Raw genomic sequence first — 26,069 nt, 5'->3', positions numbered from 1 at the left:
CGCAAGGCGCGGTCGGGTTCACCGCTCCCGGGCATCGACTCCACCCAGGCACCCGAAAACACAAGGATTTCCGAGGGAAATTCCCTCGGGCGCGCACGCCCGCGCGGGCCTACACTGAGGCCATGCGACCGGACGTGCGCGTGGACGCCTCGGGCACCTTCTGCCCGGTTCCCATCCTGGAGATCGCCAAGGCCATGCGCCGCGCGGCACCGGGCTCCCTCGTGGAGCTGGTGGCCACCGACGCCGGCGTGGCCGCGGATCTGCCCGCGTGGTGCGAGGCCACGGGCCACGAGCTGCTCGGCCTGGAGCGACGCGACACCCTCTGGGTGGGCTGGGTCCGCAAGGCGGGAGGATGAGGGGCGGGGCGCCATCCCCGGGGAGTGACCCGAGGCGCCCCGGAGTTTCAGCCGGAATTTCCCCCGGCGTTCTTTTTCCTCGCCGCCCCGGCTCACGTCAGCTGCAGGACGCGCTCCTCCAGCCGTTGGCCCCGCGACACGCCGAGGATGAGCACCCCCGTCTGGAGCAGGTGTCCCACCACCCGGCTGATGACCTCCTCGGGCGGGTGGGCCTCTCCGTCGAAGCGCACGTGCAGCAGGCTCTCACCCTCCAGGCGCGCGGACACGACGCCCGCGAGCGCCTGCACCTCGGGCAGCAGCACCGTGCCCCGCGCCACCTGGACGCGGAACTCGGCCGTCTGCCGCGTGAGGTCGGCGAGGCTGCCCGCCTGCACGAGCCGCCCGCGATCCAGGATGGCCGCCGCGTCGCACAGCTGCTCCAGCTCCTGGAGGTTGTGGCTGGAGACCACCACCGTCTGCTGGCCGCGCATCTCCTGGATGACCTGGCGCACCTGGTGGGCGATCTTCGGATCCATGCCCGCGGTGGGCTCGTCGAGCAGCACCAAGGGAGGGCGGCCCATGAGCGCCTGGGCGAGGGCCACGCGCTTGGCCATGCCGTGCGACAGGGCATGGGTCTCCACGTTCCACGCCTCGGCGAGGCCGACCTTCTCCAGCGCGCCGCGCGCCTCGCCCTCCGGCCCGGCCAGCCCGCTGAGGCTCGCCCAGTAGACGAGCAAGGCGCCCACCTTCCAGTTGCCGGGAAGGACCGCGTCCTGCGGCAGCACGCCCAGCTTGCCCTTGAGCGCGCCCTCCTGCGTGGGCTCCACCCCCATCACCCGGACGCTGCCCTGGCTCGGCTTGAGGTAGCCGCACATCATGGCGAAGGTGGTCGTCTTGCCGGCGCCGTTGGGGCCGATGAGGCCGTACACCTCGCCCCGCTGGATGCGCAGGCTCACGCCGTCCACCGCCAGCTTGGGGCCGAAGCGGCGGCTGACCTCGACGAGTTCGATGGCCGTGTCGCTCACAGATCCCTCGTGCGCAGGGCGGCCAGGGCACCGCCGAGGAAGAGCACCGAGAAGACGGCGTAGGCCGCGGCGCTGAGGGCCACCTGCGTGGTCTCCGGAGACAAGAGCCCGAGCGAGTAGCGCAGGGGCGAGAGGTAGCGCGCGGTGCGCACGGGGTTGCCCTCGTCGGCCAGCGCCGTCATCCACAGGATGAGGGAGGAGAGCAGCACGGCCAGGTTGAGGATGAGGCTCACCGCGGGGCTGGTCGTGAGGCACGAGCACAGCGCGGTGAGGCTCAGGAAGGCGAAGGAGTAGAGCGCCGAGGCCACCCAGAAGTGCACGAGGTAGCGCGCGAAGGCGCCGGCGCCGAAGCCCGGCGTGGTGAAGGCCGTGTAGACACACAGCCCGAAGTCCAGCGCGAACACGAGCGCCCAGAGCACCGTGGTCTGGGCCAGCAGCTTGCCCAGGACGATGGACGAGCGGCGCGAGCGCACCGTGAGGTAGCGGATGGAGCGCGGGCCCACCTCGCCGCTCACCTGATCGAAGCCCATCAGCGCGATGTACAGCGGCAGGAAGAAGAGGCTCAGGTAGTAGACGCCCCGCACCGACAGCGGCAACTCCTCGCTGGGCGGCATCATCCCGGCATCCACCATCTGCTGCACGATGGAGCGCAGGAAGATCGCCGCGAGGAAGACGACCAGCGAGAAGAGGCTGTAGAGCCCGAGCAGCGCCACCACGCGCGAGCTGCGCAGGGTGCGCCGACACTCGGCGCTCCAGATCACCACGGTTTCGTTCAGTCCGTTCAAGGCGCCCGGGACCCTATCGGCCCCCCGGGGGGCTCGCCAGCATTCTCGCCGGGCAGGCGAGGGGACGACACTCGGGCTCGGAGGGAATGGACGGGCGGGAACGGCCGGGTACGATGCCCGCTCCCCCCTCGCCCCCGCGAGTCCCCCGCGCATGACGGTCTCCCGAGTCATCCCCGCCACGCTGCTGTTGCCCCTGCTGCTGCTGCTCGTCGGCGCGGACGAAGGCGGTATCCCCGACCCGGGCCAGCCGCCCGGGGCCGAGGCCGCGTCGCCGGACGCGGGACCGTTGGAGGTCCGGGCAGCGGAGGCGCTCGCGCCGGACGCGGGCGTGCCGGAGGGAGGCCTGGCGGAGGTGGGCCCGGTGGAGGTGCTGCCCGGGCTGCTGCCGCCCGCGCCCGTGCCCTCCCGGGAGGCGGATCCGCCCTTTGGTCACCTGCGCTCGCTCAGCGCGAAGCAGGACCTGCTCTCGCGGGCGAAGAAGAACGCCGCCGGGCGGCTGGTGCTGGCGGACAAGACGGGCGAGGTGCCGCTGACCATCGATCCGGTGCTCCAGGGTCAACTCAACGCCATCCTCACGCAGTACCAGGTGCCCTTCGGCGCGGTGGTGGTGCTCGAGCCCGCCACGGGCCGGGTGCTGGCCATGGCCGAGCACTCCCAGTCCCGGCCAGATGTGCGGGGCCTGTCCACGCGCGCGGTGTTCCCCGCGGCGAGCATCTTCAAGATCGTCACCGGCGCCGCGCTCCTGGAGGCGGGCCTCACGCCCGAGGCGGAGACGTGCTTCCACGGCGGCAAGCGGCGCATCTCCTCGAAGCTCCTGGAGGACAGCACGAGCGACGGGCAGTGCCACTCGCTCGCGGAGGCCATGGGCAAGAGCGCCAACGTCATCTTCGCCAAGCTCACCCAGCGCCACCTGTCGCCCGAGGCCCTGCGGCGCGCGGCGGCGCGCTTCCACTTCAACCGGGAGATCGACTTCCCGGTGCCCACGGACGTGTCACTGGCCTCGGTGCCGGAGGGGGACGAGTTCCGCTTCGCCCAGACGGGCGCGGGCTTCGGGGACGTGTACCTCTCGCCCCTGCACGGCGCCCTGCTCGCGTCCGTGGCGGCCAATGGCGGCGTGTGGCGCGAGCCCGTGCTCTTCGAGCCCGGCGAGGACACGCGCGCCTCCGCGGGTGAGCGGGTGCTCTCGCCCGAGGTGGCCCGGGGCCTGACGACGATGCTGGAGGCCACCGTCACCCGCGGCACCGCCCGCCGCGTCTTCCGCGAGCGGGGCATGGGCGTGCCCGGCGCGGTGGGCAAGACGGGCACCCTGGCGGACAACAAGCCCTTCCGGGACTACTCGTGGTTCGTGGGCTTCGCGCCCAAGGACAACCCCAAGGTCGCGGTGGCCGCGGTGCTCGTCAACGAGCCGCTCTGGCGCATCCGCGCCGCGTGGCTCGGCCGCGAGGCCATGCGCCTGGGCCTGGCGCGGCTGCCGCCCGGCGCGCTCGTGCCGCCCGTCCCGTCCACCCCGGACGTGGCGCCCCCCGCGGCCGTGCCCGGGGAGGACGAGGTCGAGGGGGAGGAGGAGCACCTCCCGGTGGCCCAGACGCCCGCGGCGCCCGCGCCGGAGCCGGTGCGCTCCGCCGAGTCCCAGCCCTAGCGCGGGGTGAGCCGCACGAGGCCCGTGTCCACGAAGGACTGGAAGTAGCGCAGCGCATCCAGCTCGTGCAGGGGCGACATGCCCAGGATGTCCCGCACGTCGCGCTTGCCGTCGATGCGCGAGAGCAGGTAGCGCTCGGGCGAGGTGAGGGGCGTGGTCTTGAGCTGCGCCGCCGTCACGCGCAAGGAGGGCACCTGGGGCGTGTCCAGCATGCGCCGGCGCAGCACCCCGAGCAGCACCGCCTCCGCCGAGTGCAGCAGGGCCTCCGTCTCGGACGTGACGGCGCGCTCGTGGGCCCGCCGCGCGAGCGCCTCGCCCTGCTGGAAGTCCCCGTTCTCCAGCGCCGAGCGCGCCGACTGGATGAGCTCCTCCGTCGTGAGCTCGTCGCTCAGCTCCACCTCCATGGAGGGCACCGCCACGAGCGGCTCCTGGGCGGCGGGGGGCGAGCGGCCCGGCGGCGGCGTGTTCACCACGCGCAGGGCCTCCTGCCGGTGCAGCGCGTACAGCCGCTGGTACACCAGGAAGTCCGAGGCGTGCAGGACCCGCACGAGCTCGTCGATGCTCAACCCCTCGCGCACGCGCGCCACCAGCGCCGCGTCCAGGGTGCCGGGCCGCGGCGGCTCGGCCAGCCGGCCCTCGTCCACCTCCAGGTAGGCCGCGCCCGAGGGGAACACCGCCCGGATGGCCTGCCACGCCGTCTCGCGGAACTCCCCCTCGCGGTGGATGTCCAAGAGGTCCACCCGCGCCTCGATGCCCTCCACCTCGGCCACCGCGCCCGCGTCGAAGGAGAACTCGCCCTCCTCCCAGCGGAACATCTCCAGCAGGCCCTCGCGGAACTTGAGCTGCAGCGTGCCGCGCACCGTCTGCTCGCTCACGGTCCCCGCGGCCACGAGCAGCTGGCCGAGCGGCACCTGCGTCTCGCGCTGCCGCGCATGGGCCCGCTGGAAGTCCTCCTCGCTCAAGTGCCCCATGTGCATGAGGAACTGGCCCAGGTACTCGCGCGGCTGGTTGGAGCTGGCGCTGAGCACCTGCCCCTCGCGCACGAGCAAGAGCTTGCGCACCCCGGCGCGCAGCACCCGCAGCGTCCCCGTCACCCTCCGGTTGCCCAGGTACGCGACGAGATCCTTGAGGGGCATCGTCGAGAAGTCACCTGACAGACCGCGCATCGCGTCCCATCCTCACGTCCCAAATGATTGTCCGACTCTACTCGAAACCCCGCTGCGGTCTGTGCGACGAGGCGAAGGCCGTGCTCGAGCGCGTGCGCGCCCGTCTCCCCTTCGACTTGGTGGAAGAAGACATTCGCGCCGACCCCACGCTCCTGGCCACCTACCGCTACGACATCCCCGTGGTCATCGTGGGCGGCCGCGTCGCCTTCAAGCACCATCTGGTGGAAGACGAGGTGGAGCGTTTCCTCCGGAGGGAACTTGCTGGCACGCCTGTTGCTGATTCCTAGGGTCACGGGAAGCAAGTTTCTTCCCTCCCCTAGGAAAAACAGGGGGATGGCTGGGGTGGCGGGGCGGGTCGGGCGGGTCGGACTGTAAATCCTGGGGACGGCGCGCGGAAAACAGGTCGGAAAAAATTCCGGTCGGCGCACGGGGGCAGCAAGTGGCACTGAGACACGACGCGAAGACGGAGCAACTCACGGTCCTGGTGGTGGAGCCACGGGCCGAGGATCTCGAGCGCACCCGGGTGGCCCTGGCCACGGCGGGCTTCCGGGTGGTGCCGGTGACGCGCTTCGACGCGGCGGCGCCCCTCTTCGAGGCCATCCACCCGGACGCGGTGGTGCTCGCCGCCCAGGGGCCGGACTTCGTGGCCGTGGCCGTGGCGCGTCGGCTGCGGCAGATGAGCCGGGGCACGGTGCCCCTGATGTACCTGGTGGACTCCGCGGACGGCGAGGCCCACCACTTCTGCATGACCAAGGGCATGGGCGTGGACGTGGCCTCGCGCGCGGACTCGGGCGAGGAGCTGGTCTTGCGGCTGCGCGCCCAGCTGCGCCTGAAGGCCTCGGTGCGCCGGGCCATGCTGCCCGAGGGCGTGGGCGCCGCCGCGGCGCACCACGATCCCCTCACGGGTCTCTATACGCGCGCCTTCCTGCTGGAGCTGCTCGCCCTGGAGATGACGCGCTGTGAGCGCTTTGGCGGGACGTTCTCGCTGGTGGTGGGCTCGCTCGAGGACTTCCGCGCCCTGCGCAAGGAGTCCGGTCCGGCCACGGCCGAGCGGCTGCTCGTCTACAGCTCGGTGGTGGTGAACCAGACGGTGCGCGAGGCGGACGTGGTGGCGCGCGTGGGCGAGGAGGAGTTCGCCGTGCTCCTGCCCAACACCTCCGCCGAGGGCGTGCCGGACGTGATGACGCGGGTGCGCGAGCGCTTCGCCCTGGCGCGGCTGCAGGTGGCGGGGCGGATGCTGCGCCCCTCGCTGGACATGGGCGCGGTGAGCTATCCGGACCGGGTGGGCACGCCCGAGCAACTCCTGAATGGTGCACTGCAGGACTTGCGCAGGAATCGTGAGCAGCGCCGCGGCCCGGCGGTGGATATTGAACTGACGGTTTGAGTTTCGGGGCGCGGCCGACATGGACGTCTCACGGATGGAATCGCGATGGATTGGGTGAGGGGAGGCGAGGGGATGGATCGGATCGCTGTGTTGGTGGTGGACGACGAAGAGCAGGTGCGCACCTTCCTCGCGGAGCTGCTGGGCAGCTCGGGCTACCAGGTGCGGAGCGCGTCGAGCGGCTCCCAGGCCCTGGAGATGTTGTCGGGTGGTTCGTTCGACGTGGTGCTGCTGGACGTCATGATGCCGGAGATGAGCGGGCTGGACGTGCTCAAGCGCTACCGGGCCTCGGGTGGCGGCGCGCCCGTCATCGTCCTCTCGGCCCTCTCGGGCGCGGATGACGCCATGCGCGCCATGAAGCTCGGCGCGAGTGACTACCTGTCCAAGCCCTTTGGCGCGGACGAGCTGGAGGACGCGCTCTCGCGCGCCCTGGGCAACCGCCTGCCCGCGCGCCCGGCGCCGGTGAGCGCGCCCGTGGTGCCCTCGCACGCCAAGGAGGAGGCGAGCAACGAGCGCATCGTCATCTCGCACTCACCGGCCATGCGCCGGGCGCGCGCGCTGGTGGAGCGCATCGCGGACACGGACGTGCCGGTGCTGTTGCTCGGCGAGTCCGGTACGGGCAAGGAGGTCATCGCCCGGGAGATCCACGCGCGCAGCAACCGGCGCAACAAGCCCTTCATCAAGGTCAACTGCGCGGCGCTGCCCGGCGAGCTCCTGGAGAGCGAGCTGTTCGGCCACGAGCGCGGCGCCTTCACCGGCGCCACGGCGGAGAAGCCCGGCAAGTTCGAGCTCGCCGACCAGGGCACCATCTTCCTGGACGAGATTGGCGAGATGGCCATCCGCCTGCAGGCCAAGCTGCTGCAGGTGCTCCAGGACGAGGAGTTCTTCCGCGTGGGCGGCAAGAAGAGCGTGCGCGTGGACAGCCGCGTGGTGGTGGCCACCAACCGGGACCTGGAGCGGGAGATCGCCCTGGGCAACTTCCGCGAGGATCTCTTTTACCGCCTCAACGTCGTGGCCATCCGCCTGCCCTCCCTGCGCGAGCGCCCCGAGGACGTGGTGCCCCTCACGGACCACTTCCTCAAGAAGTACGGCCGCGGCTTCATGAGTGGCGTGGCGGAGCTGCCGCCCGAGGTGCTGCGCGCCTTCACCGAGTACGAGTGGCCGGGCAACGTGCGCGAGCTGGAGAACATGGTGCGCCGGCTGTGCGTGCTCAAGGACACCTCGCTCGTCATGGAGGAGCTGCGCAGCGGGGGCCGCGTGCCCGCGAGCGCGCCGTCCCTGCCCACGTCCTACGCCGGTGACGGCGACGTGGAGCCCCCGGCGCCCACGCCCCGCGCCATGACGCCCGCGCCCGTGCCCCTGGTCGCCACGTCGTCCGTGCAGGTGCTGGAGATGCCCGCCCGGGGCAACACGCCCGCGGTGGAGCTCACGCCCGCGGCCACGCCCGCGCCCGTGCGCTACGCCAACCCCTTCGACGCGCCCCAGCCGCCGCCGCCCCCGCCCTCCATGCCGGAGGCGGAGATGTCCCTCAAGGACATCGGCAAGCGCGCGGCCATGCTCGCCGAGCGCGAGGCCATCCTCGCCATGCTCCAGCGCACCGCGTGGAACAAGCGCCGCGCGGCCGGCAAGCTGCGCATCAGCTACAAGGCGCTGCTCTACAAGATCAAGGAGTGCGGCATCATCGATCCCCGCGCCGCCGCGGAGTTCTGATCCCCCGGGATTTTTTCCCGGGAAAAGCAAGCAAGACATCCCAGGCTCCTCGTGCCCACGGCATGAGGGGCCTGTGTCGTTTCGGGAGAACGCGCGCCGCACCGCGTCGACGCACGGGGGCGCCTTGCATGCGGGGGCTCTTACTTCTACGGTGCCCACGCTTTGACCGGCCGGGGTGACTGCTTCCCGTGGGCCCGTCAACGCGCCCCTCGAAGATCCCCCCCTGGAGATGGCATGGAACGGTTGTTCTCTCGGAGAAAGAGCGCCCCGCGCGCCGCACTCCTGCTCCTGTCGCTGGCGGCCTGCAAGGACCCCAACCCCCCCGAGCCCGCCCCCGTGGAGCCCCCCATCGAGCAGCCGCAGCCCGAGCCCGAGAAGCCGCCCGAGCCGCCGCAGCCGCCCGGGCCGCTCACCTGGCCGGCCGTGCAGAGCGCCATCCCGAAGGATCCCGCCATCGAGGCCAAGGTCGACGAACTGCTCGCCGACATGACGCTCGAGGAGAAGGTCGGGCAGATCACCCAGGTGGAGATCGCCAACGTCACGCCCGAGGACGTGAAGAAGTACCACCTCGGCTCGGTGCTCAACGGCGGCGGCTCCTGGCCCGGCGGCAAGAAGAACGCCACGGTGGCGGAGTGGTACACGCTGGCCGATCAGCTCTGGGAGGCCTCGATGGACCCGGCCAACCCGCACCGCATCCCCATCATCTGGGGCGTGGACGCGGTGCACGGCCACAACAACGTGAAGGGCGCCACGTTCTTCCCGCACAACATCGGCCTGGGCGCGGCGAACGACCCGGACCTCATGCGGCGCATCGGCGAGGTGACGGCGCGCGAGGTGGCCCACACCGGTCTGGACTGGGCCTTCGGTCCCACCGTGGCCGTGGTGCGCGATGATCGCTGGGGCCGCACCTACGAGGGCTACTCGGAGGATCCCGCCATCGTCGAGGCCTACGCGGGCAAGATCGTCGAGGGGCTCCAGGGCCAGCTGGCCAAGGACGCCAAGGTCAACGAGCGCGTGATCGCCTCGGCCAAGCACTTCCTGGGCGATGGCGCCACCACGGACGGCACCGACCAGGGCATCTCCGAGCTGACGGAGAAGGACCTGCGCGACATCCACGGTCGCGGCTACGTCACGGCGCTCCAGGCGGGCGCCCAGACGGTCATGGCCTCGTTCAACAGCTGGAAGAACAAGGACCAGGGCAACAACGCCAAGGCCTACAAGATGCACGGCAACAAGTACCTGCTGACGGACGTGCTCAAGACCCAGATGGGTTTTGACGGCTTCGTCATCTCGGACTGGAACGGCCACGGACAGGTCAAGCCGGACAACAGCGACTCGTCGCGCGCCTGCACCAACAGCGACTGTCCCCAGGCCATCATCGCCGGCGTGGACATGATCATGGTGCCCTACCGCGCCGACTGGACGGCGTTCATCACCAACACCCTCGCCTCGGTGAAGAGCGGGGAGATCCCCGAGGATCGGCTCAACGACGCGGTCCGCCGCATCCTGCGCGTGAAGTTCCGCATGGGCCTGTTCGATCGGCCCAAGCCCTCCGCGCGCAATGCCTCGCACGAGGTGGGCACCGCCGAGCACCGGGCCGTGGCCCGCGAGGCCGTGCGCAAGTCGCTCGTGCTGCTCAAGAACAACGACAACGTGCTGCCCGTGTCCCGCACGGCCAAGGTGCTCGTGACGGGCAAGAGCGCCAACAGCCTCACCAACCAGGCGGGTGGCTGGAGCATCACCTGGCAGGGGACGGACACCTCCGAGGCCGACTTCGGCGGCGGCACCACCTTCTGGAAGGCCGTGCAGAAGGTCGCCCCCACGGCGAAGCTGGACACCAGCGCCGCGGGCTCCATGGCGGACGCCTCCTATGACGTCGTCTTCGCGGTCATCGGCGAGACGCCCTACGCCGAGGGCAACGGCGACATCCGCAAGACCCAGACCCTGGACATGGCCCGCCTGCGTCCCGAGGACCAGACGCTGCTGGACGGCCTGCGCGCCAAGGGCGTGAAGAAGATCGTGACGGTGCTCTACTCGGGCCGCCCGCTCTACATGAACAAGATGATCAACCAGTCGGACGCCTTCGTCGCCGCCTGGCTGCCCGGCACCGAGGGCGAGGGCCTCACCGACGTGCTCTTCCGCAAGGAGGACGGCGCGGTGGACCACGACTTCCACGGCAAGCTGTCCTTCTCGTGGCCCAAGGCCCCGTGCCAGACGACGCTCAACAAGGGGGACACGGGCTACGATCCGCTCTTCCCCTACGGCCACGGCCTGACCTACGCCCAGTCCTCGACGCTGGGCGTGCTGGACGAGCCCACGCAGGCCACCGGTTGCGGCGCGCCGCCCTCGGACGGCACCACCACCACCGAGCCCCTGGTCATCTTCGAGCGCGGCAACGTGGACAACTGGGTGATGCGCGTGGGCGCGCCGTCCAACTGGGGCGGCAAGGAAGTGCGGCAGAGCACCAGCGTCACCACCTACTCGGACGCGAACGAGCTGGCCATCACGCCCACCGACGACGAGGACGGCCTGCAGTGGGCCGCCGTGCGCTCGGTGTGGAGTGGCACGGGTCAGGTCTACATGCAGAACCGCTCGGGTGACGACACCGTCAACCTCCAGCGCTACCTCAACTCCAAGGGTGCCCTGGTCTTCTCGGTGAAGGTGAACAGCGCGCCGACGGGCCAGGTGAACCTGTCCATGCACTGCAAGCACCCCTGCCTCGGGGAGATCCAGCTCACCAAGACGCTGCAGGATCTGGCGGGCAAGACGGAGTGGACCGAGCTGGCCGTGCCGCTGCAGTGCTTCGCGGACTCGGGCCTGGACTTCAGCCTCGTGAACACGCCGTTCCTGCTCTACACCTCGGCCCCCATGGACGTGTCGCTCGCGCGCATCCGCTGGGAGCCCAACCGCACGGGCAACGTGAGCTGCACCGATGGCACCGCGGCCACCCCGCCCACGCCCATCACCGCGGACAAGGACGCCTTCGTCAACGGCCTGTCGGACACCGCGCTGTTCGATGCGCCCAACGGCTGGACCGTGGGCACCTCGGGCACGGTGACGGTGAACAGCGCCTTCGTCGACGCCGACACGAACGAGCAGCTCATCGACGTGCAGATGAAGAACCTCAAGGAGGGGGGCGGCAACGGCGGCATGGGCTTCGGCGTCAAGTCGCCCCACCTGCTGGACGTGTCGGGCATCGCCTCCACGGGCGGCGTGGAGTTCGAGATCCGCGTGCTCGACTACGGCACCACCACCGAGGACTTCTGGGTGAAGAGCGTGTGCAAGCGCAAGCCGGACGGCTGCGCCACGGGCGACCTGAAGACGCTCATCGGCCACCCCGCGGTGGGCACCTGGAAGACGGTGAAGATGCCCTTCACGAACGCCAGCTACCTGTCCACCTGGGACACCACCCAGGTGAGCTCCGTCCTGGAGATCCTGCCGGCCTGGGGTGACCAGGGGGGCACCATCCACTTCCAGCTGCGCAACGTCCGCTTCAAGAAGCAGCTGTAGTCGCGAGCGTCTCCGCTGAACCGGCGGCCCTCGACCCACGCCCGGGTCGAGGGCCGTTGTCTTTTCAGTCCACCCGGATGACGACCTTGCCGAAGTGCGCGCCGCTCTGGAGGTGCTCGAAGGCGGCCACGGCCTCGGCGAAGGGGAAGACGCGGTCCACCACCGGGTGCAGCTCGTGCTGGGCGAACGCCCGCGTCATCGCCTCGAAGGACGCGCGGTGCCCCACGAAGATGCCCTGCACCCGCAGGTTGTTCATGAGCATGGGCAGCACGTTGACGGAGTGGGCCGCGCCCGAGAGCACGCCGATGACGGACACCGTGCCGCCCGTGCGCACGGCGCGCAGCGAGCGCTCCAGCGTGCCCGCGCCGCCCACCTCCACCACGTGGTCCACGCCCACGCCGCCCGTGAGCGCGCGCGCCGCCTTGTCCCAGTCCGGGGTGCTCACGTAATTGATGCCCTCGGCGGCGCCCAGGGTTCGCGCCCGCGCGAGCTTGTCGTCCCTGCTGGAGGTGACGAGCACCCGCGCGCCCATGAGCCGGGCGATCTGCAACGCGAAGAGGGAGACGCCGCCCGTGCCCTGGACGAGCACGGTGTCTCCGGCCTGGAGCCCGCCCTGGGTGACGAGCGCGCTCCACGCGGTGAGGGCCGCGCAGGGCAGGGTGGCGGCCTCCTCGTCGGAGAGGTACGCGGGCGTGGGCACCGCGCCGTCCTCGTGCACGATCATCGTGTCCGCGAGCGCGCCCTCCAGCGGGCCCCCGAGGGTCTGCAGCTGCGTGCTCCGGGTGAGCCCTCCGGCCAGCCAGTTCTGGGAGAACAGACCCATCACCCGGTCGCCCGGCTTCACGCGGGTGACGCCCGGGCCCACCGCGTCCACCACGCCCGCGCCGTCCGAGTTGGGCACGAGCGGCAGCTTCTGCCGGGGGTTGTACTGCCCGCGCACCATCATCAGGTCGCGGTAGTTGAGGCTCGTGGCCTTCACCCGGATGCGCACCTGGAAGGGCCCGGGCTCCGGATCCAGCCGCTCGCACGCCACCAGCTTGTCCAGTCCGAATCCACCGCGGATCTCGTAGGCTTTCATGCCCCCGGTTTCTAGCGCGCTCCCGCGAGGCCGCGCGCCCGGGACGAGCAGATGCCCGCCTCCGTGCCGTATTGTTGATAGTCCTCGCGCGGCCCGCCGAGCCCCTTGCCCGAGGGCGCGGGTTCCTTCCTCCCTTTGACTTCCCCGGAGCGACGAGGGACCGTGTTCTCGGGAAGACGGCACGCGTGGGAGCGACAGAACACATGTACCTCGGCATCGACGTGGGAACCTCGTCCGTCAAGGCCGTGCTCGTGGACGCACGGGAGCGCATTCTCGCGAGCGCCAGCGCGGCGCTGGACGTGGACCGGCCGCACCCGGGCTGGTCCGAGCAGGACCCGGACGCGTGGATCCGCGGCTGCGAGCAGGTGCTGGACACGCTCGCCGCCTCGCACCGCGAGGCCCTGGCGGCCGTCGAGGGCATCGGGCTGTCCGGCCACATGCACGGCGCCACGCTGTTGGGCGCGGACGACCGGCCCCTGCGCCCGGCCATCCTCTGGAACGACGGGCGCTCGGAGGCCGAGTGTCACGAACTGGAGACGCGCTGCCCCCGCTCGCGCGAGCTCAGCGGCAATCTGGCCATGCCGGGCTTCACCGCGCCCAAGCTGCTGTGGGTGGCGCGGCACGAGCCCGAGCGCTTCGCCAAGACGCGCAAGGTGCTGCTACCCAAGGACTACGTGCGCCTGTTCCTCGTGGGGGACCATGTCTCCGAGATGTCGGATGCCGCCGGCACGTTGTGGCTCGACGTGGCGAAGCGGGACTGGTCCGACGCGCTGCTCGAGGCCACGGGCCTCACGCGCGCGCACATGCCCCGGCTCGTGGAGGGCTCCGAGGCCTCCGGGCGGCTGCGGCCGGAGCTGGCCCGGCGCTGGGGCATGACCCGCGCGCCGGTGGTCGCCGGTGGCGGGGGAGACAACGCCGCGAGCGCCGTGGGCATTGGCGCGGTGAAGCCGGGCTCGGCCTTCGTGTCGCTGGGCACCTCGGGCGTGTTGTTCGTCTCCAACGCGCGCTTCTCCCCGAACACCGCGGGCGCGGTCCACGCCTTCTGCCACGCGGTCCCCGGCACCTGGCACCAGATGGGCGTCATCCTGTCGGCGGCGGCGAGCCTGGAGTGGTTGTCCGCGCTCCTGGGCGAGCCCGCGCCCGCGCTCATCGCCGCGCTGGGCGAGCGTGTCGAGGCGCCCTCCGCGGTGCAGTTCCTGCCGTACCTGTCCGGCGAGCGCACCCCGCACAACGACGCCTCGGCGCGTGGGGCCTTCGTGGGGCTCGCGCATGGCCACGGCCGCGCGGCGCTCACCCAGGCGGTGCTGGAGGGCGTGGCGTTCGCCGTGGCGGACTGTCTGCGGGTCCTCGCCGACGCGGGCACGCAGGTGGCCCGGGCCTCGGCGGTGGGCGGCGGGTCGCGCTCCCCCCTGTGGTTGAAGATCCTCGCCAGCGTGCTCGACCGGCCCCTGGACGTGCACGCCGAGGGTGACTTCGGCGGAGCCTTTGGCGCGGCGCGGCTGGGCCGGCTCGCGGCGACGGGGGAGGACCCGTTCGCGCTCGCGGTGCCGCCGCCCGTGGCCCGGGTGGTGGAGCCGGAACCGGCGCTCGTGGCCCGCTACGCCGAGGCGTACGGCCGCTGGCGCCAGCTCTACCCGGCGCTGCGCGCGGTGCGCTGAACCCCTCGGGCCCTTGGGAGGAGGCGCCAGCCAGCCAGGCGGGCCCTCGCTGCGCACTGGGGCCCCCGCGCCCACCTTTGCCTCCTGGACACGGGAGGCAAGGTCATGACGCGGATGCTGCTGGCGGGATGGATCGTGGCGGTGGGGGTGCTGGGGGCCGGGTGCAAGACGATGGCGACCCGGGACACCGGCACCGATGAGCGCTCGGCCACGCCGCCGCCGGGAATGGGCGGCGCGGGCCTGGACCCCAACCCGGACCACAACGTGGTGAATGGTCCGGGCGTGGGTCCCTGAGCGGCCGCGTGCGTCAGGCCGCTTCCTTCTCCGCGGGGGGCGCCTCGGAGAAATCGGCCGGGGAGTACTGGACGGACTTGGGATAGGGGAGCTCCAGCTTGTGGGCCTTGAAGTTCTCCACCAGGAGCATGTGCAGCATCCGCTTCACCTCGTAGTGGCAGCCGGGCGAGACCTTCACCTCGATGCGCACCCGGAGGCTGCTCTCGTCGATGGACTCGATGCCCATGACCTTGGGCACCTCGATGGCCTTGCCGGGCAGCAACTCGGGCAACTGGGCGCCCGTCTCATTGATGACCTGGAGCGTCTTGCGGATGTCCGCTTCGAACGCGATGTTCACCTCCACCACCGCCAGGGTCCAGCCCCGGCTGTAATTGATGACGTTCTTGATCTCCCCGTTGCGCATGATGTGCAGACGCCCGTACCGGTCGCGGATGCGCGTGACGCGCGGGGTGATCTCATCCACCGTGCCCTCGGTGTCGTCGATGCGCACGTAGTCGCCGTTGAGGATCTGATCCTCGAACAGCAGGAAGATGCCATTCATCAGGTCCGCCACGATGGTCTGGGCGCCCAGGCCCACGGTGAGGCCCACGATGCCGGCGCCCGCCAGGATGGGCGTCGGGTCCATGCCCAGATCGCTGAGCACCATCATGCAGACACAGAAGTAGACCGTGTATTTGATGATGCTCTGCATCAGGCCGATGAACGTCTGGCGGCGGCGCTGCACGTCGTCGGCGACGGAGGTGGTGGCCGACAACAGGCGCGTGACCATGACGCGACCGGATTCGATGATCACGCTGGCGGCGAAGAACATCGAGACGATGCGGATGAGCACCGGCCCGTAGGGCGCCACGGGCTCGAGCGTCTCGAACTTGCGGACGATGAGCGTGGCCACGGAGATGTAGGTGATGGCCTCGAGGCTCTTCTGCCCCACGGGCAGCAGCCGGCGCAGGACGGCGTAGTACTCCTCGAACGGCGTGCCCTGGCTCTTGGCTTCCCAGCCAGACACCAGACGCTCGGACAGGAAGTAGAGGAAGAACACCAGGGCGCGGCCGCCGGTGATGAGCAGCAGGATGTAGAGCGTGGTGCTGATGAGCCAATCGAGCGCGTGCGGCAGCTCCATGGCGGGCAGCGCCGTGCGCACCACGGCATTGGCCAGCGCCAGGTTGATGACGGACGGGAGGATGGCCAGCAGCTTCTCGGCGTGGACGCGCTGGGCCGCGGGCAGCTGGCGCTCCTGCAGCTTCTGCTCGGTGCGGACCACCAGCCCCTTGGCGCTGCGCTGGAGCGCGTAGAAGCCCAGGAGCATCAGCAGCACCAGGCCCACGCCCCGGGCCAGGGCCTTGAGGACGTCGGGGGTGACCTGCGCCAGGGCCTCGTCGAACGGGGGCTGGAGGTCCGTGCCGTTCCACAGGGCGTAGCCGAGCAGCGCGGTGCCGGCGAGGACGATGGGGATGGACAGCAGCGAGGCGAGGATGCGGCCCCGCCGGTACAGGCCCTCCCCGAGGGGGGCCAGGGACTGGATACCGCTGGCCCGGATGGCCTGGTGAAGCAGGAAGCTCGTGGTGACGAGCGCGGCCCAACAGACGACGAGCGAGAGCGCGACGGCGGAGCCGACGAGCAGCGCGTTGTTGAGCTCGGGGGTGGCCGCGAGGCGGGGGATCTGCATGAGCTGAGACCTGGACCGGAGGCGGGACGGAAGGGTGAAGAAGTGAAGGATCGCGGCGTCGCGCTCCGGGACGAGCACCGCGGGGCCGCACTCTAGCCGCCTCCGCGCGTGCTTTCACTCGCCCCCGAGGGCTGCCCCGCTGACGACCGAGATGGCCGCGTGTCGGCCCGCTATTGACGTGTCAGCGAACGCCCGGCTCACTGGGGAGGTGATAGAGTCGAGCTCCTGGTGTCTCCCGCGTCTGGAGCGAGGCAGTCGAATGTTCGTGAAGAGGAGGGCGCTGCTTCTCACGCTGCTCGCGGGGTGTGCGTCCTCGCCGCCAACGAACACGCCCGAACGCGATACTCCTTTCGCCAAAGGGCCTTGGTCTCGGGTTCCCGCGTTTGAAATGTCGGCGGAGGATGCCTCCATCCCTATTACGTTCCTTCGAGACGTTGCGGATGCACTCCTCGAACGGCCGGGCGCCAAGGTGTGCGATCCCGTGACGAATCGTCCCATCGTGGGTTTGTCCAGGGAGTACTGCTCGACGGTCTATGTCGCCGGTGACCGTGATTCCCTTTCATGGCGGGTGACCGAGCCCAGCTCGGGGACGCATAACTCGTGTAATCCATTCTTCAGAGTGACGGACGATGATTATCCAGACTCGCGGGTGTGGGTCGTTGGATACGTCCACAATCATCCCTGTGCGGCAGCACCTTCTTCACTCGACCTCGCGGCCTGGCCAACGGACACTATCGATCCTTACGTGTCCATGGCGGAGGTCCGATTGATTCCAGGCAATCCTGCTCCTGCCCTCTTCAAGACCACGAACATCGAGATGGCCTCGGCGTTGATCGCCGAGCGACAGGACGGCTCGCGCATCTTCTTGCGCTATTTCCCAACAGGGGAGATCCAGCAGTGGAGTGACGCACGAATCGCTTGGATCGCATTGGGAAGGTGTATTCCGCGAGCGCCGGACGATCGTCGTGGACGCGCACCCGACTGTACGCGGGGCCCCATCCGACTTCTTCGCGAGTAGGCCGAGTTCATGTCTTTACGGCGCGAGAGTGCATCACGGTCCTCGGTCTTGGAAAACCATATGAACAGGTTGTGGGTTCTCGCGTTCTTCGCGGTGGTGTCGTCGGGGTGTTCCTTCTTCGCTCCGGCACGGAAGGGGCCCGTCAAGGGGCCAGATGTCGCCGCGACCCAGCTTCTCGTCCCATCGGTCGAGGCGGGCGCCGCGATTGCCGCGGCGGCCGCGCTCCGCGAAATGGTCCGGACCAACCCCTATCCGGACTTGTTCTGGGGATGCTCAAGCCCGGAGCAAGGTCTGGATGTTGCCGTCTACAAAGACTCGACATCGGGCTTGTACTACGTGCTGCTCAGCCAGCACTTCAACCGGTGTGGTGGGCCGCGTGTGCGCGTGCTGGATGGCTGGTTCGAATACGCGGTGACGGCTCAAGGCGAGATCGTGGGCGAGGTGCTGCCCCTGGACGAAGCGGAACCGCCTCCTGCTCCTCCCACAACTCCGCCTACATCCCCGCCAGAGACATCGCCCTCAAGTGACGCCCCACCTGAATCGCCCGTGGAGTCGCGCGAGCCCTCGGGCGAGCAGTAAGGTCATGTCCTCCGCCAGGACGGCGCTATCGAAGTCCGGCGAAGGTAGCGCGCAGTTCCTCCACGAAGGCCGCCGGTTGCTCCAGCGCCGCGAAATGTCCCCCTCGCTCCAATTCGTTGAAGTGGACGAGGTGGGCGAAGTGGGGTTCCGCCCAGCGCCGGGACACGCGCACCTGCTCGCCAGGAAACATGCTGATGCCAGCCGGGGTCGGCATGGGTCGGGCCGGCATGCCACCTTGCTTCATCGCCTGGGCGCTCTCCCAATACAGACGCACGGAGCTCGGCCCCGCGTTGGGCAGCCAATAGAGCATGATGTCATCCAGCATGTCGTCGAGCGAGAACACGCGCTCCGGCTCGCCGCCGCTGTCCGAGACGTCCTGGAACAGCGCGTAGATCCACGCGGCCAGTCCGACAGGTGAATCCGCGAGGCTGAACGCGACGGACTGCGGCCGGGTGTTCTGGAGTTTGTAATAGCCGGAGAACTGCTCGTCGTAGCGCTGCGCGTCCGCCAGCATCTTCCGCTCGGGAGCATCCGCGTTCGCGCGCTGCTCGGGGGTGGGCTGGACCATCACCATGTTGAGGTGGATGCCCATCAGTCCCTCGGGCGCCATGTGGCCGAGCATCGTCGTGACTCCCGCGCCCCAATCGCCGCCCTGCGCGGCCCACCGCGCATAACCCAGCCTCCGTATCAGCGTGACCCACGCGTTGGCGACACGCCCGATGTGCCACCCCGGTTCGGTGGGCTTGTCGGAAAAGCCAAACCCTGGCAGCGACGGGATGATGAGATGGAAGGCGTCGGACGCCTTGCCCCCATGCGCGACCGGCTGGGTGAGGGGGCCGATCACATGCCGGAACTCCAGCACCGAACCGGGCCAGCCATGCGTCAGGAGCAGTGGCAGTGCCTCGGGCTCGGGCGAGCGGATGTGCAGGAAATGAATGCCCAGTCCGTCGATCTCGGTGCGAGACGAGCCGAGACCATTGAGCAGCGCCTCGCACCGACGCCAGTCGTAGCCGTCACGCCACCGCTCCACGAGTGCACGAATCCTGGCCAGCGGCGGACCCTGACGGGAGTCCTCCACCGTGCCGGGGTCGGGCCAGCGGGTGCGCAGCAGCCGCGCGCGCAAATCATCCAGCTCGGCTTGGGGCACGGACAGGTGGAACGGCTCGATGTGTCCAGTCATCAGGCGCACTCCAGGTCAGGAGGGGTTGTCATCCCGCGTGACGGATGAACTGAACGGTATCGTTCAGTTGCAATGCGCGATGAAGTAACTTATGGGCTGAGGCCATGCAAGGGAAAAGGGCCTCTCCCCAGAAGGCCACGGTGGTGCGAAGGGGCCGGGGGGGTCGTCCCTCCGCGGAGCAGGTCGGCGAGGTCGACCGTCGCATCCTGGAGGCCGCGACACGTCTGTTCTTGCAGCATGGTTTCGATGCGACGAGTTGCGAGCACGTCGCGGCCCGGGCCAACGCGGGCAAGGCCAGCATCTACGCGCGGTATGCCAACAAAGAGGAACTCTTCGCCGCGGTCGTCCGCCACACCGTCGAGTCCACGCTCGCACCGCCCACGGAATTTCCGGACAACCTGCCACTGCGGGGGCGATTGCGTGCCGTGGGCAACAGCCTTCTGGCCCATGCCCTTCAACCTGACGTGATCGCCTTGATGCGGGTGATCATCACCACCGCGCACCGCTTGCCAGAGCTCGCTCGGCTGACAGACAGGATGGGACGGGAGCGCGCTGTCGGGCTCGTCGCGGAGGCAATCGCGGTCCGGTCCTCGGACACGGCCGGCGCCATCGAGCGAGCCCTCCCCGTGGCCGCCAGGTTCATCGAGCTGGTGCTCGTGCCGCATCAAATGCGCGCGCTTCTGGGTGATGCGCCGAGCGAGTTGCTCTCGCGGGCCGACCACGACATCGACGAGGCCATCGCGCTGCTTTCTCGCGGAGGATGGCTCGACACGTGGACATGACAGACGCTCAAGGGAATCCATGTCCCCGACGGGAACGCCGCGACGCCGCTGGCCCCCGAGCAACTCACCGAGCCATACTCGCGGCTGCATCGCGCCCCTCCAACGAGAGGTTCGGACCTCCCCGTGTGCCTCCCCTCGTGCCTGCTCCCTCGCCCCTCGTGGCTCCTCGCTCTGTGGAGTTTGGGGGTCGCCCTGTCGGCCTGCGCGCTCCCCGCGCCCACCGCGGGAACCCTCCTGCGCTCCAGCCCCACCCCCGTCGCCGAGGCGCTCTTCCAGGTGCGGGGGCGGCACACGGACCTCGTCTCCGTGCACGTCGTGTTCCCCTCGGATGAGCAGGGGGTGCCCCTGCGGCCCCCGGACGGCTCACGGTGGCCCGCGCTCGTGCTCGTGCAGGGCGCGTTCGTCGCCACCCAAGACTACCTCTGGCTCGCCGGCTCGCTCGCCGCGCGCGGCTACGTCGTCGCCTTGCCCGAGCATCCGCTCGACTTCTCCCTGTCCGCCATCGACAACGGCCGGTTCGCCCAGCGACTGCTCACCTCGCCGCCGGAGGGCTCGCTCCTCGAGGGGCTCGTGGACCCCTCGCGCATCGCCGTGGCGGGCCACTCGCTCGGGGGGGTGGTGGCCAGCAAGCTCGCGCTCGACGGAGGCTTCGCCGCCCTCGTCTTCCTCGCCAGCTATCCCGACTCGGCCGACGCGGCCCGCGTTCCCTCGCTGGGGCTGCCCTCGCTCTCGCTCGCGGGCGAGCTGGACTGCTCGGCGCTCCTGCCCCGTGTCCGAGACGAGGCCTCCCGGCTGCCCCCGCCCTCGGTGCTCGTCGTCCTCCAGGGCGTCACCCACTACCAGTTCACCGCCAGCGACCGGAAGGATCAGGACAGCGGGTGCACGCCCCAGCTTGCCCTGGACACCGCGCACGAGCGCATCGCCGAGCTGGTCTCACGCTTCCTCGATGCCGCGCTCACCGGGCACGGGACGGGCGCCGACGCGCTCCGGCAGGTTCCAGGCACCGAGGTGACCGCGCGATGAAGGCGCTCCTCCGCTTTTTCGCCGTCACTACCCTCGTGCTGCTCGCCCCGAGGGCCGCCGCCGAGGCCCCGGTCCTCACCGCGCACAGCCGCGGGGATGACTCCCAGGTGTCCGCGCTCGTCGGCCTCTCGGGCGCCGGGGTGGGCTTCCTCCTGGCCCGGCCGCTCGCGTCCGGCACCTGGCCCAGGGCCCTCGGGGGTGAGCTGTTCCTCCAACCCTCCGCGGGGGTGGTGGAGCTGCGCGGCGCGGGCCAGTGGCACCTGGGCGCGTGCGAGCGGCTCTTCTGTGCCTCGGCGCAGCTCGGGTTCACGGCCTACGGGGTGCTCCGAGGCCCCGCCGACGGGGGCCTCGGGCCGCACGCGGGCCTCTTCGTGGGCCTCGGGGGACACGCCCTGGAGGGCTTCGTGGGGGCCCAGGGGGGACTCGAGGTCTTCCTGCGCACCGGAGGTCCCCGGGTGCCTGTGCGCCTGCTGCTCGGGGGACGCGGACGTCTGGGGCCCGTGGGGCTCGCCCTCACCGGGCGCGCCGGGGTGGATGCCGAGGGCGGCCTGTCCCCCACGTGGCGCGGCGAGGTGGTGCTCGCGTTGAGCTGGTACGGCGGGAACACGGCGTGGACCCAGACACCCCAGCCGCCCCGGCGCTGACGCACTCGGTGGGTGCAGGGTCGTCTGTCCGCGGCCTCGGGTGTCAGCGCACACGTGGCGGGTGAGACCACCGTGCTCTGGACGGAGCTCCTGGAGAGCCGAGGTTCTTCGAGCGCTTCACGGCCCCGATGAACTCATGAGGCCGGGCATGGCGTCTTTCAGGCCAGCAGCGAGGCCAGATCCTCGCGCTTGGGCAGCGCCGCGTAGGAGCCGGGCCGGGTCACCGTGAAGGCGCCGCAGCGCGTGGCGAACTCCAATGACTCGCGCATGCGCGCCTCGTCCGTGGTCCAGTCGGCCAGCGTGCTCCGCGAGAGCCGCGCGTCCACCAGGCGCGCCAGCAGGCCGCCGATGAAGGCATCTCCCGCCGCCGTGGTGTCCACCACCCGGACCTTGGGCGGGGCCACCTTCACGCGTGCGTGCGCCGTCACCGCCGTCACCGGCTCGCCGCCGTCGGTGATGACGATCAGCGCCGCCCCGGCCGCGAGCCGCGCCTGGAGGTAGGCCTCTTCCGAGGTGTCGCCGCGCAGCAACTCCAGCTCCTCCTTCGCCAGCTTGATGAGCTGGGCCCGGTCGAGCAGCGCGGTGACCCGGGCCGCGTCCACCCGGTGCTCCGGCCACAGGTTGGGCCGGAGGTTGGCGTCCACGCTGACGAGCGCGCCGGCCGCCGCCGCCCGGTCGGCCACCGCGAAGGTGGTGGCGGTGATGGCCTCCTCCGTCAGGGTGTTGGAGCACAGGTGGAGGATGGAGCGGGCGTCGAACAGGCCCTCGGGCAGGTGCTCGGGCCGGTAGAGCAGGTCCGCGGACGGAGGCCGGTAGAAGTCGAAGCGGCGCTCGCCGGACGTGTCCCGCGAGACGAAGGCCAGGGCGGTCTTCGCCTCGCTCGTGCGCGCGACGTGGCTCACGTCCACGCCGTGCGCGGACAGCTCGTCGAGGATGAAGTCCCCGAAGCGGTCACGGCCCAGCATGCCCACGAAGAGGCTCGGCACGCCCAGGCGCGCGCAGGCCACCGCCACGTTCGCCGGAGCCCCCCCCGCGTACGGGGTGAAGGTCTCCTGCGCGCTGGAGGTGCCCAGACGGCTGGACAGCATGTCGACGAGGGCTTCGCCAAAGGCGATGAGGCGCGTCATGGGTCAGGCCTGGGCGGAGGGCGGCGACTCGCGCGAGGCGTCGAGCGACTTGAGCGTGGCCACCACTCCCTGCTCGTCGATCTGCTTGCGCAGCTTGAGGTACAGCTCCACGAAGCCCTTGTGCGCCGGAATCTGCGCGCCCACGACCTCCTTGAGGTTCACGAGCGTCAGCGGCGAGTCGCTCTGGACCACCTGCTGGAGCAGGTGCATCGCGTTGGGCTCGGCGAGCGTGTGCGGCTCGCCCTTCTCGTCCGTGCCCTCGAGGTAGCGGTCGTAGGCGGCGAGGAAGAAGGCGATGCGGTGGTAGGGGCGGTGGCCCGCGAAGATGGCGTGCAGCGTGGGCAGCACGAAGCCGGAAATCTTCGAGCCGCCGTCCATGCACAGGCGCGCGAGCTGGTCGCCCACGGCGCGGTTGCCGAAGCGCTCGAGCAGCTTGTCCTTGTAGCTGGGGATGTCCAGGCCGGGCAGGGACTTGAGCCACACGCCGGCGTCATGGTCCAGGAAGCCGCGCAGGTAGCCGAAGAAGAGCGGGTCGTGCAGCGCGTCGTCCACCTTGCGCAGGCCCGACAGGTACGCCGGGTAGGACAGCATGGTGTGGGTCGCGTTGAGCAGGCGGATCTTCGCCTCCTCGTAAGGCGACACGTCCTGGGTGAACATCACGCCCACGGCGTCCCACTCGGGGCGGCCATTGGGGAAGTTGTCCTCCAGCACCCACTGGATGAAGTCCTCGCAGATGACGGGGGCCGCGTCGTCCACCTGCGTCAGCTCGCGCAGCTTCTGCCGGGCGGCGTTGTCCGTGGCCGGGGTGATGCGGTCCACCATGCCGTTGGGGAAGGCCACCTCGCGCTCGATCCACGCGGCGAGCTCGGGGTCGCGCGCGCGGGCGAACGCCACCACGGCCCGCTTCGCCTGGGCGCCGTTGTGGCGCAGGTTGTCGCAGGACATGATCGTGAAGGGCTTGAGGCCCGCCTTGCGCCGCCGGTCCAGCGACTCGGCCAAGTAGCCGAACACGCCCTGGGGCGCGCTCGGGTGCGCCAGGTCATGCGCCACCGCCGGGTGCTTGAGGTTGAACTGGCCGTGCTCGTCGATGAGGTAGCCGCCCTCGGTGATGGTCAACGAGACGATGCGGATGTCCGGGTGGCTGAGCTTGGCGAGCACCGCCTCGGGGCTGTCCGGGGCGTAGAGGTAGTCCACCATGCACTCGACGACGCGCGAGACGTGCGAGCCGTCCGGCGCCATCTCGCTCACCGTGTACAGGCCGTCCTGCTTCTTCATGGCCGCGGCCATGGCGGCGTCATGGGGCAGCAGGTTGACGCCGCAGATGCCCCAGCCTTCCTGGCCGGGCCGGGCGAGGGCGCGGTCGGTGTAGATGGCCTCGTGCGCGCGGTGGAAGCCGCCCACGCCGATGTGGACGATGCCGGCGCGCACCTGGCTCCGGTCATAGCCGGGGCGGACGACGGAGGAGGGCAGGCGGGAGAGGTGGGCCTGATCGAGAGTGTGCATGGTGGCGGGCGAAGCGGTTCAGCTGAACGAGGGATGGTGGAGGGCGACGCCGTTGGCGTCGAAGACGTGGATGCGCTCGGGCCGGATGACGACGGAGGCGGAGGTGCCCTCGATGGAGCCCACGTCGCCGTCGCAGCGCACGGTGAGGCGCCCGATCTGGGGCACCGACAGGTAGGCGTAGGCGTCACTGCCCAGCCGCTCGATCATGTCCACGCGGCCCTCCAGGGTGCCCTGGCCCGCCGGTCCCAGCGCGAGCTGCTCGGGGCGCACGCCCACCGTCACGCGCGTGCCCGGGGCGAGTTCGGGCAGGCCCGGGGGCAGGGCGACGGTGCCGCCGTTGGCCAGGGTGAGGCCCGGGCCCGAGCGGGTGGCGTCGATGAAGGCCATCTGCGGCATGCCGAGGAAGGCCGCGACGAAGCGGTTGGCGGGGCGGCGGTAGAGCTCCTGGGGGTGGCCCTGCTGCTCGATGTTGCCCGCGTTGAAGATGACGACCTTGTTGGCGAGCGTCATCGCCTCCACCTGGTCGTGGGTGACGTAGATCATCGTCGCCTTGAGCTCCTGGTGCAGCCGCGCGAGCTCCAGGCGCATCTGCACGCGCAGCGCCGCGTCCAGGTTGGACAGGGGCTCGTCGAACAGGAAGATGCGCGGCTCGCGCACGATGGCGCGCCCGATGGCCACGCGCTGGCGCTGGCCGCCGGACAGGGCGCTGGGCTTGCGGTCCAGGAGCGGCTCGAGCGCGAGGGCCTGCGCGGCGCGCGTGACCTTCTCGTTGATGAGCTTGGGGTCCGCCTTGGCCAGCTTGAGCGAGAAGGACATGTTCTCGCGGATGGTCATGTGCGGGTAGAGCGCGTAGGACTGGAACACCATGGCCAGGTTGCGCTGGGCGGGCGGGCGATCCGTGATGGGCTGACCGTCCAGGAGGATGTCCCCGGACGTGGCCTCCTCCAGGCCGGCGATGAGGCGCAGGAGCGTGGACTTGCCGCAGCCGGACGGGCCCAGGAAGACGCAGAAGTCGCGGTCGTCCACGCGCAGGTCCACGCCCTTGATGACGCGGGTGTCACCGAAGGACTTGGTCAGGGACTTGATTTCGAGTTGTGCCATGGAGGGGGTTTCCGTGGAGGAGGGGGGCCGCTACTTGACGGCGCCGAAGGTCAGACCGCGCACGAGCTGCTTCTGCGACGCCCAGCCCAGGAGGACGATGGGGGCGCACGCGAGGGTGGAGATGGCGGACAACTTGGCCCAGAACAGGCCCTGCGGACTGGAGAACGAGGCGACCAGGGCGCTGAGCGGCGCGGCCTTGGTGGTGGTCAGGTTGAGCGACCAGAAGGCCTCGTTCCAGTTGAGGATGAGGGACAGGAGCGCCGTGGACGCCAGGCCGCCGCGGCTCACCGGCAGGAGCACGCGGGTCATCTCCTGCAGGAGCGTGGCGCCGTCCATGCGCGCCGCCTCCAGGATGTCGCGCGGCACGTCCCGGAAGTAGGTGTAGATCATCCACACCATGATGGGCAGGTTGGACAGCGCGAAGATGACGATGAGGGCGATGCGCGAGTCGAGCAGATCCAACTGGCGCGCGATGAGGTAGATGGGCACGAGCACGCCCACCGCGGGCAGCATCTTCGTGGACAGCATCCAGGTGAGGATGCCCTGGGTGCGCCGGCTCGGGTGGAAGGAGAAGGCGTAGGCGGCGGGCACCGCCACCAGCATGCCCACGATCGTGGCCCCGCCGCTGGTGACGAGCGAGTTCCAGGCGAAGTGCAGGTAGTCGTTGCGCTCCATGATCTCCCGGTAGTTCTCCAGCGTGGGCGTGAAGAGGAACTCGGGGGGCATGGTGAAGGCGCCCAGCTCCGTCTTGAAGCTGGTGACCACCATCCAGAAGATGGGGAAGAAGACGACGAGGGCGACGAGCCAGGCGAGGATCGCGCGCAGCGTCTCGGCGGCGCGCCGGCGTTGCTTGAGGTTGGGCATG

The 26,069-nt window shown here is 70.3% G+C and carries 22 protein-coding genes; 12 read left to right on the top strand and 10 right to left on the bottom strand.

Features of this window, described 5'->3' with window-relative positions; genetic code table 11:
• Nucleotides 1-122 precede the first annotated feature (122 nt).
• On the top strand, nt 123-356 hold the full coding sequence (locus tag I3V78_RS28510) for a sulfurtransferase TusA family protein (RefSeq protein WP_204492096.1): 234 nt from the start codon (nt 123-125) through the stop codon (nt 354-356).
• A gap of 92 nt (nt 357-448) precedes the next feature.
• On the opposite strand, the gene I3V78_RS28505 is transcribed toward I3V78_RS28510, so the two are convergent.
• Both I3V78_RS28505 and I3V78_RS28500 read right to left on the bottom strand, forming a co-directional pair.
• Nucleotides 449-1,360: an ATP-binding cassette domain-containing protein gene (locus tag I3V78_RS28505; protein ID WP_204492094.1), complete on the bottom strand. Its 912-nt coding sequence runs from the start codon at nt 1,358-1,360 to the stop codon at nt 449-451.
• The gene (locus I3V78_RS28500) at nt 1,357-2,145 is read right to left on the bottom strand and encodes an ABC transporter permease (protein WP_239576683.1); all 789 of its coding nucleotides are present in this window, start codon (nt 2,143-2,145) and stop codon (nt 1,357-1,359) included. The genes I3V78_RS28505 and I3V78_RS28500 overlap by 4 nt, the downstream gene beginning before the upstream one ends.
• 151 nt (nt 2,146-2,296) lie before the next feature.
• Between I3V78_RS28500 and I3V78_RS28495 the strand changes: the two genes are divergently transcribed.
• On the top strand, nt 2,297-3,784 hold the full coding sequence (locus I3V78_RS28495; RefSeq protein WP_204492091.1) for a penicillin-binding transpeptidase domain-containing protein: 1,488 nt from the start codon (nt 2,297-2,299) through the stop codon (nt 3,782-3,784).
• On the opposite strand, the gene I3V78_RS28490 is transcribed toward I3V78_RS28495, so the two are convergent.
• Nucleotides 3,781-4,950, bottom strand: a complete 1,170-nt coding sequence (locus I3V78_RS28490) for a DUF4388 domain-containing protein (protein WP_204492089.1) — start codon at nt 4,948-4,950, stop codon at nt 3,781-3,783. The two genes, I3V78_RS28495 and I3V78_RS28490, sit on opposite strands and share 4 nt — an antisense overlap.
• 23 nt (nt 4,951-4,973) lie before the next feature.
• Between I3V78_RS28490 and I3V78_RS28485 the strand changes: the two genes are divergently transcribed.
• The 4 genes from I3V78_RS28485 (at nt 4,974) to I3V78_RS28470 (ending at nt 11,551) form a co-directional block, all read left to right on the top strand.
• Nucleotides 4,974-5,237 carry a glutaredoxin family protein gene (locus I3V78_RS28485; RefSeq protein WP_204492087.1) on the top strand — a complete coding sequence of 88 codons (264 nt, stop codon included), beginning with the start codon at nt 4,974-4,976 and terminating at the stop codon, nt 5,235-5,237.
• A 152-nt stretch (nt 5,238-5,389) separates the two neighbouring features.
• On the top strand, nt 5,390-6,334 hold the full coding sequence (locus tag I3V78_RS28480; protein ID WP_204492086.1) for a diguanylate cyclase domain-containing protein: 945 nt from the start codon (nt 5,390-5,392) through the stop codon (nt 6,332-6,334).
• A gap of 72 nt (nt 6,335-6,406) precedes the next feature.
• Nucleotides 6,407-8,041 carry a sigma-54-dependent transcriptional regulator gene (locus tag I3V78_RS28475; protein WP_204492077.1) on the top strand — a complete coding sequence of 545 codons (1,635 nt, stop codon included), beginning with the start codon at nt 6,407-6,409 and terminating at the stop codon, nt 8,039-8,041.
• Nucleotides 8,042-8,275: 234 nt separating this feature from the next.
• A complete protein-coding gene (locus I3V78_RS28470; protein ID WP_204492074.1) occupies nt 8,276-11,551 on the top strand; it encodes a glycoside hydrolase family 3 protein in 3,276 nt (1,091 codons plus the stop codon).
• Nucleotides 11,552-11,615: 64 nt separating this feature from the next.
• On the opposite strand, the gene I3V78_RS28465 is transcribed toward I3V78_RS28470, so the two are convergent.
• Complete coding sequence (locus I3V78_RS28465) at nt 11,616-12,629, bottom strand: zinc-dependent alcohol dehydrogenase family protein (RefSeq protein WP_204492072.1); 1,014 nt, start codon at nt 12,627-12,629, stop codon at nt 11,616-11,618.
• 203 nt (nt 12,630-12,832) lie between these two features.
• Between I3V78_RS28465 and xylB the strand changes: the two genes are divergently transcribed.
• Nucleotides 12,833-14,287, top strand: a complete 1,455-nt coding sequence (gene xylB / locus I3V78_RS28460) for a xylulokinase (protein WP_204492069.1) — start codon at nt 12,833-12,835, stop codon at nt 14,285-14,287.
• Between the two features lie 105 nt (nt 14,288-14,392).
• Entirely contained in the window at nt 14,393-14,581 is a 189-nt protein-coding gene (locus I3V78_RS28455) for a hypothetical protein (protein WP_204492067.1), read from the top strand.
• Nucleotides 14,582-14,594: 13 nt separating this feature from the next.
• Here the strand turns inward: I3V78_RS28455 and I3V78_RS28450 are convergent, their stop codons facing one another.
• Nucleotides 14,595-16,247, bottom strand: a complete 1,653-nt coding sequence (locus tag I3V78_RS28450) for a mechanosensitive ion channel family protein (RefSeq protein WP_204492065.1) — start codon at nt 16,245-16,247, stop codon at nt 14,595-14,597.
• A gap of 1,078 nt (nt 16,248-17,325) precedes the next feature.
• On the opposite strand from I3V78_RS28450, the gene I3V78_RS28445 reads away from it, so the two are divergent.
• Entirely contained in the window at nt 17,326-17,844 is a 519-nt protein-coding gene (locus I3V78_RS28445) for a hypothetical protein (protein WP_204492062.1), read from the top strand.
• A gap of 25 nt (nt 17,845-17,869) precedes the next feature.
• Here I3V78_RS28445 and I3V78_RS28440 read toward each other — a convergent pair whose 3' ends face one another.
• Nucleotides 17,870-19,024 carry an epoxide hydrolase family protein gene (locus I3V78_RS28440; protein ID WP_204492060.1) on the bottom strand — a complete coding sequence of 385 codons (1,155 nt, stop codon included), beginning with the start codon at nt 19,022-19,024 and terminating at the stop codon, nt 17,870-17,872.
• A gap of 104 nt (nt 19,025-19,128) precedes the next feature.
• Here I3V78_RS28440 and I3V78_RS28435 point away from each other — a divergent pair, with 104 nt between their 5' ends.
• The 3 genes from I3V78_RS28435 (at nt 19,129) to I3V78_RS28425 (ending at nt 21,473) form a co-directional block, all read left to right on the top strand.
• Nucleotides 19,129-19,806: a TetR/AcrR family transcriptional regulator gene (locus I3V78_RS28435; RefSeq protein ID WP_275583510.1), complete on the top strand. Its 678-nt coding sequence runs from the start codon at nt 19,129-19,131 to the stop codon at nt 19,804-19,806.
• Between the two features lie 180 nt (nt 19,807-19,986).
• Nucleotides 19,987-20,829, top strand: coding sequence for an alpha/beta hydrolase (locus I3V78_RS28430; protein WP_204492056.1), 843 nt, complete (start codon nt 19,987-19,989; stop codon nt 20,827-20,829).
• Nucleotides 20,826-21,473: a hypothetical protein gene (locus I3V78_RS28425; protein WP_204492053.1), complete on the top strand. Its 648-nt coding sequence runs from the start codon at nt 20,826-20,828 to the stop codon at nt 21,471-21,473. Before I3V78_RS28430 ends, I3V78_RS28425 begins: the two co-directional genes overlap by 4 nt.
• A 158-nt stretch (nt 21,474-21,631) precedes the next feature.
• Here I3V78_RS28425 and I3V78_RS28420 read toward each other — a convergent pair whose 3' ends face one another.
• From I3V78_RS28420 to I3V78_RS28405, 4 genes are read right to left on the bottom strand one after another with little or no spacing between them, the layout of a single operon-like run.
• Nucleotides 21,632-22,600, bottom strand: a complete 969-nt coding sequence (locus I3V78_RS28420) for a carbohydrate kinase family protein (protein WP_204492051.1) — start codon at nt 22,598-22,600, stop codon at nt 21,632-21,634.
• A 3-nt stretch (nt 22,601-22,603) separates the two neighbouring features.
• Nucleotides 22,604-24,103 (bottom strand): mannitol dehydrogenase family protein, encoded by a 1,500-nt coding sequence (locus I3V78_RS28415; protein ID WP_204492049.1) that lies wholly within the window; start codon nt 24,101-24,103, stop codon nt 22,604-22,606.
• A gap of 18 nt (nt 24,104-24,121) precedes the next feature.
• Nucleotides 24,122-25,204 carry an ABC transporter ATP-binding protein gene (locus I3V78_RS28410; protein WP_204492047.1) on the bottom strand — a complete coding sequence of 361 codons (1,083 nt, stop codon included), beginning with the start codon at nt 25,202-25,204 and terminating at the stop codon, nt 24,122-24,124.
• Between the two features lie 30 nt (nt 25,205-25,234).
• Nucleotides 25,235-26,068: a carbohydrate ABC transporter permease gene (locus tag I3V78_RS28405; protein WP_204492045.1), complete on the bottom strand. Its 834-nt coding sequence runs from the start codon at nt 26,066-26,068 to the stop codon at nt 25,235-25,237.
• Between the last annotated feature and the right edge of the window lies 1 nt (nt 26,069).

The sequence above is a fragment of the Archangium primigenium genome (assembly GCF_016904885.1).
Lineage (GTDB): Bacteria > Myxococcota > Myxococcia > Myxococcales > Myxococcaceae > Cystobacter > Cystobacter primigenius.
This window is presented reverse-complemented; position numbering and strand designations above follow the sequence as displayed.

Bases quoted from the DNA above. Each gene is read 5' to 3' on its own strand.
- I3V78_RS28510 (WP_204492096.1), top strand. From the start codon at position 123: ATGCGACCGGACGTGCGCGTGGACGCCTCGGGCACCTTCTGCCCGGTT.
- I3V78_RS28495 (WP_204492091.1), top strand. From the start codon at position 2,297: ATGACGGTCTCCCGAGTCATCCCCGCCACGCTGCTGTTGCCCCTGCTG.
- I3V78_RS28490 (WP_204492089.1), bottom strand. From the start codon at position 4,950: ATGCGCGGTCTGTCAGGTGACTTCTCGACGATGCCCCTCAAGGATCTC.
- I3V78_RS28485 (WP_204492087.1), top strand. From the start codon at position 4,974: ATGATTGTCCGACTCTACTCGAAACCCCGCTGCGGTCTGTGCGACGAG.
- I3V78_RS28475 (WP_204492077.1), top strand. From the start codon at position 6,407: ATGGATCGGATCGCTGTGTTGGTGGTGGACGACGAAGAGCAGGTGCGC.
- I3V78_RS28470 (WP_204492074.1), top strand. From the start codon at position 8,276: ATGGAACGGTTGTTCTCTCGGAGAAAGAGCGCCCCGCGCGCCGCACTC.
- I3V78_RS28465 (WP_204492072.1), bottom strand. From the start codon at position 12,629: ATGAAAGCCTACGAGATCCGCGGTGGATTCGGACTGGACAAGCTGGTG.
- xylB (WP_204492069.1), top strand. From the start codon at position 12,833: ATGTACCTCGGCATCGACGTGGGAACCTCGTCCGTCAAGGCCGTGCTC.
- I3V78_RS28455 (WP_204492067.1), top strand. From the start codon at position 14,393: ATGACGCGGATGCTGCTGGCGGGATGGATCGTGGCGGTGGGGGTGCTG.
- I3V78_RS28450 (WP_204492065.1), bottom strand. From the start codon at position 16,247: ATGCAGATCCCCCGCCTCGCGGCCACCCCCGAGCTCAACAACGCGCTG.
- I3V78_RS28445 (WP_204492062.1), top strand. From the start codon at position 17,326: ATGAACAGGTTGTGGGTTCTCGCGTTCTTCGCGGTGGTGTCGTCGGGG.
- I3V78_RS28440 (WP_204492060.1), bottom strand. From the start codon at position 19,024: ATGACTGGACACATCGAGCCGTTCCACCTGTCCGTGCCCCAAGCCGAG.
- I3V78_RS28435 (WP_275583510.1), top strand. From the start codon at position 19,129: ATGCAAGGGAAAAGGGCCTCTCCCCAGAAGGCCACGGTGGTGCGAAGG.
- I3V78_RS28425 (WP_204492053.1), top strand. From the start codon at position 20,826: ATGAAGGCGCTCCTCCGCTTTTTCGCCGTCACTACCCTCGTGCTGCTC.
- I3V78_RS28420 (WP_204492051.1), bottom strand. From the start codon at position 22,600: ATGACGCGCCTCATCGCCTTTGGCGAAGCCCTCGTCGACATGCTGTCC.
- I3V78_RS28415 (WP_204492049.1), bottom strand. From the start codon at position 24,103: ATGCACACTCTCGATCAGGCCCACCTCTCCCGCCTGCCCTCCTCCGTC.
- I3V78_RS28410 (WP_204492047.1), bottom strand. From the start codon at position 25,204: ATGGCACAACTCGAAATCAAGTCCCTGACCAAGTCCTTCGGTGACACC.
- I3V78_RS28405 (WP_204492045.1), bottom strand. From the start codon at position 26,068: ATGCCCAACCTCAAGCAACGCCGGCGCGCCGCCGAGACGCTGCGCGCG.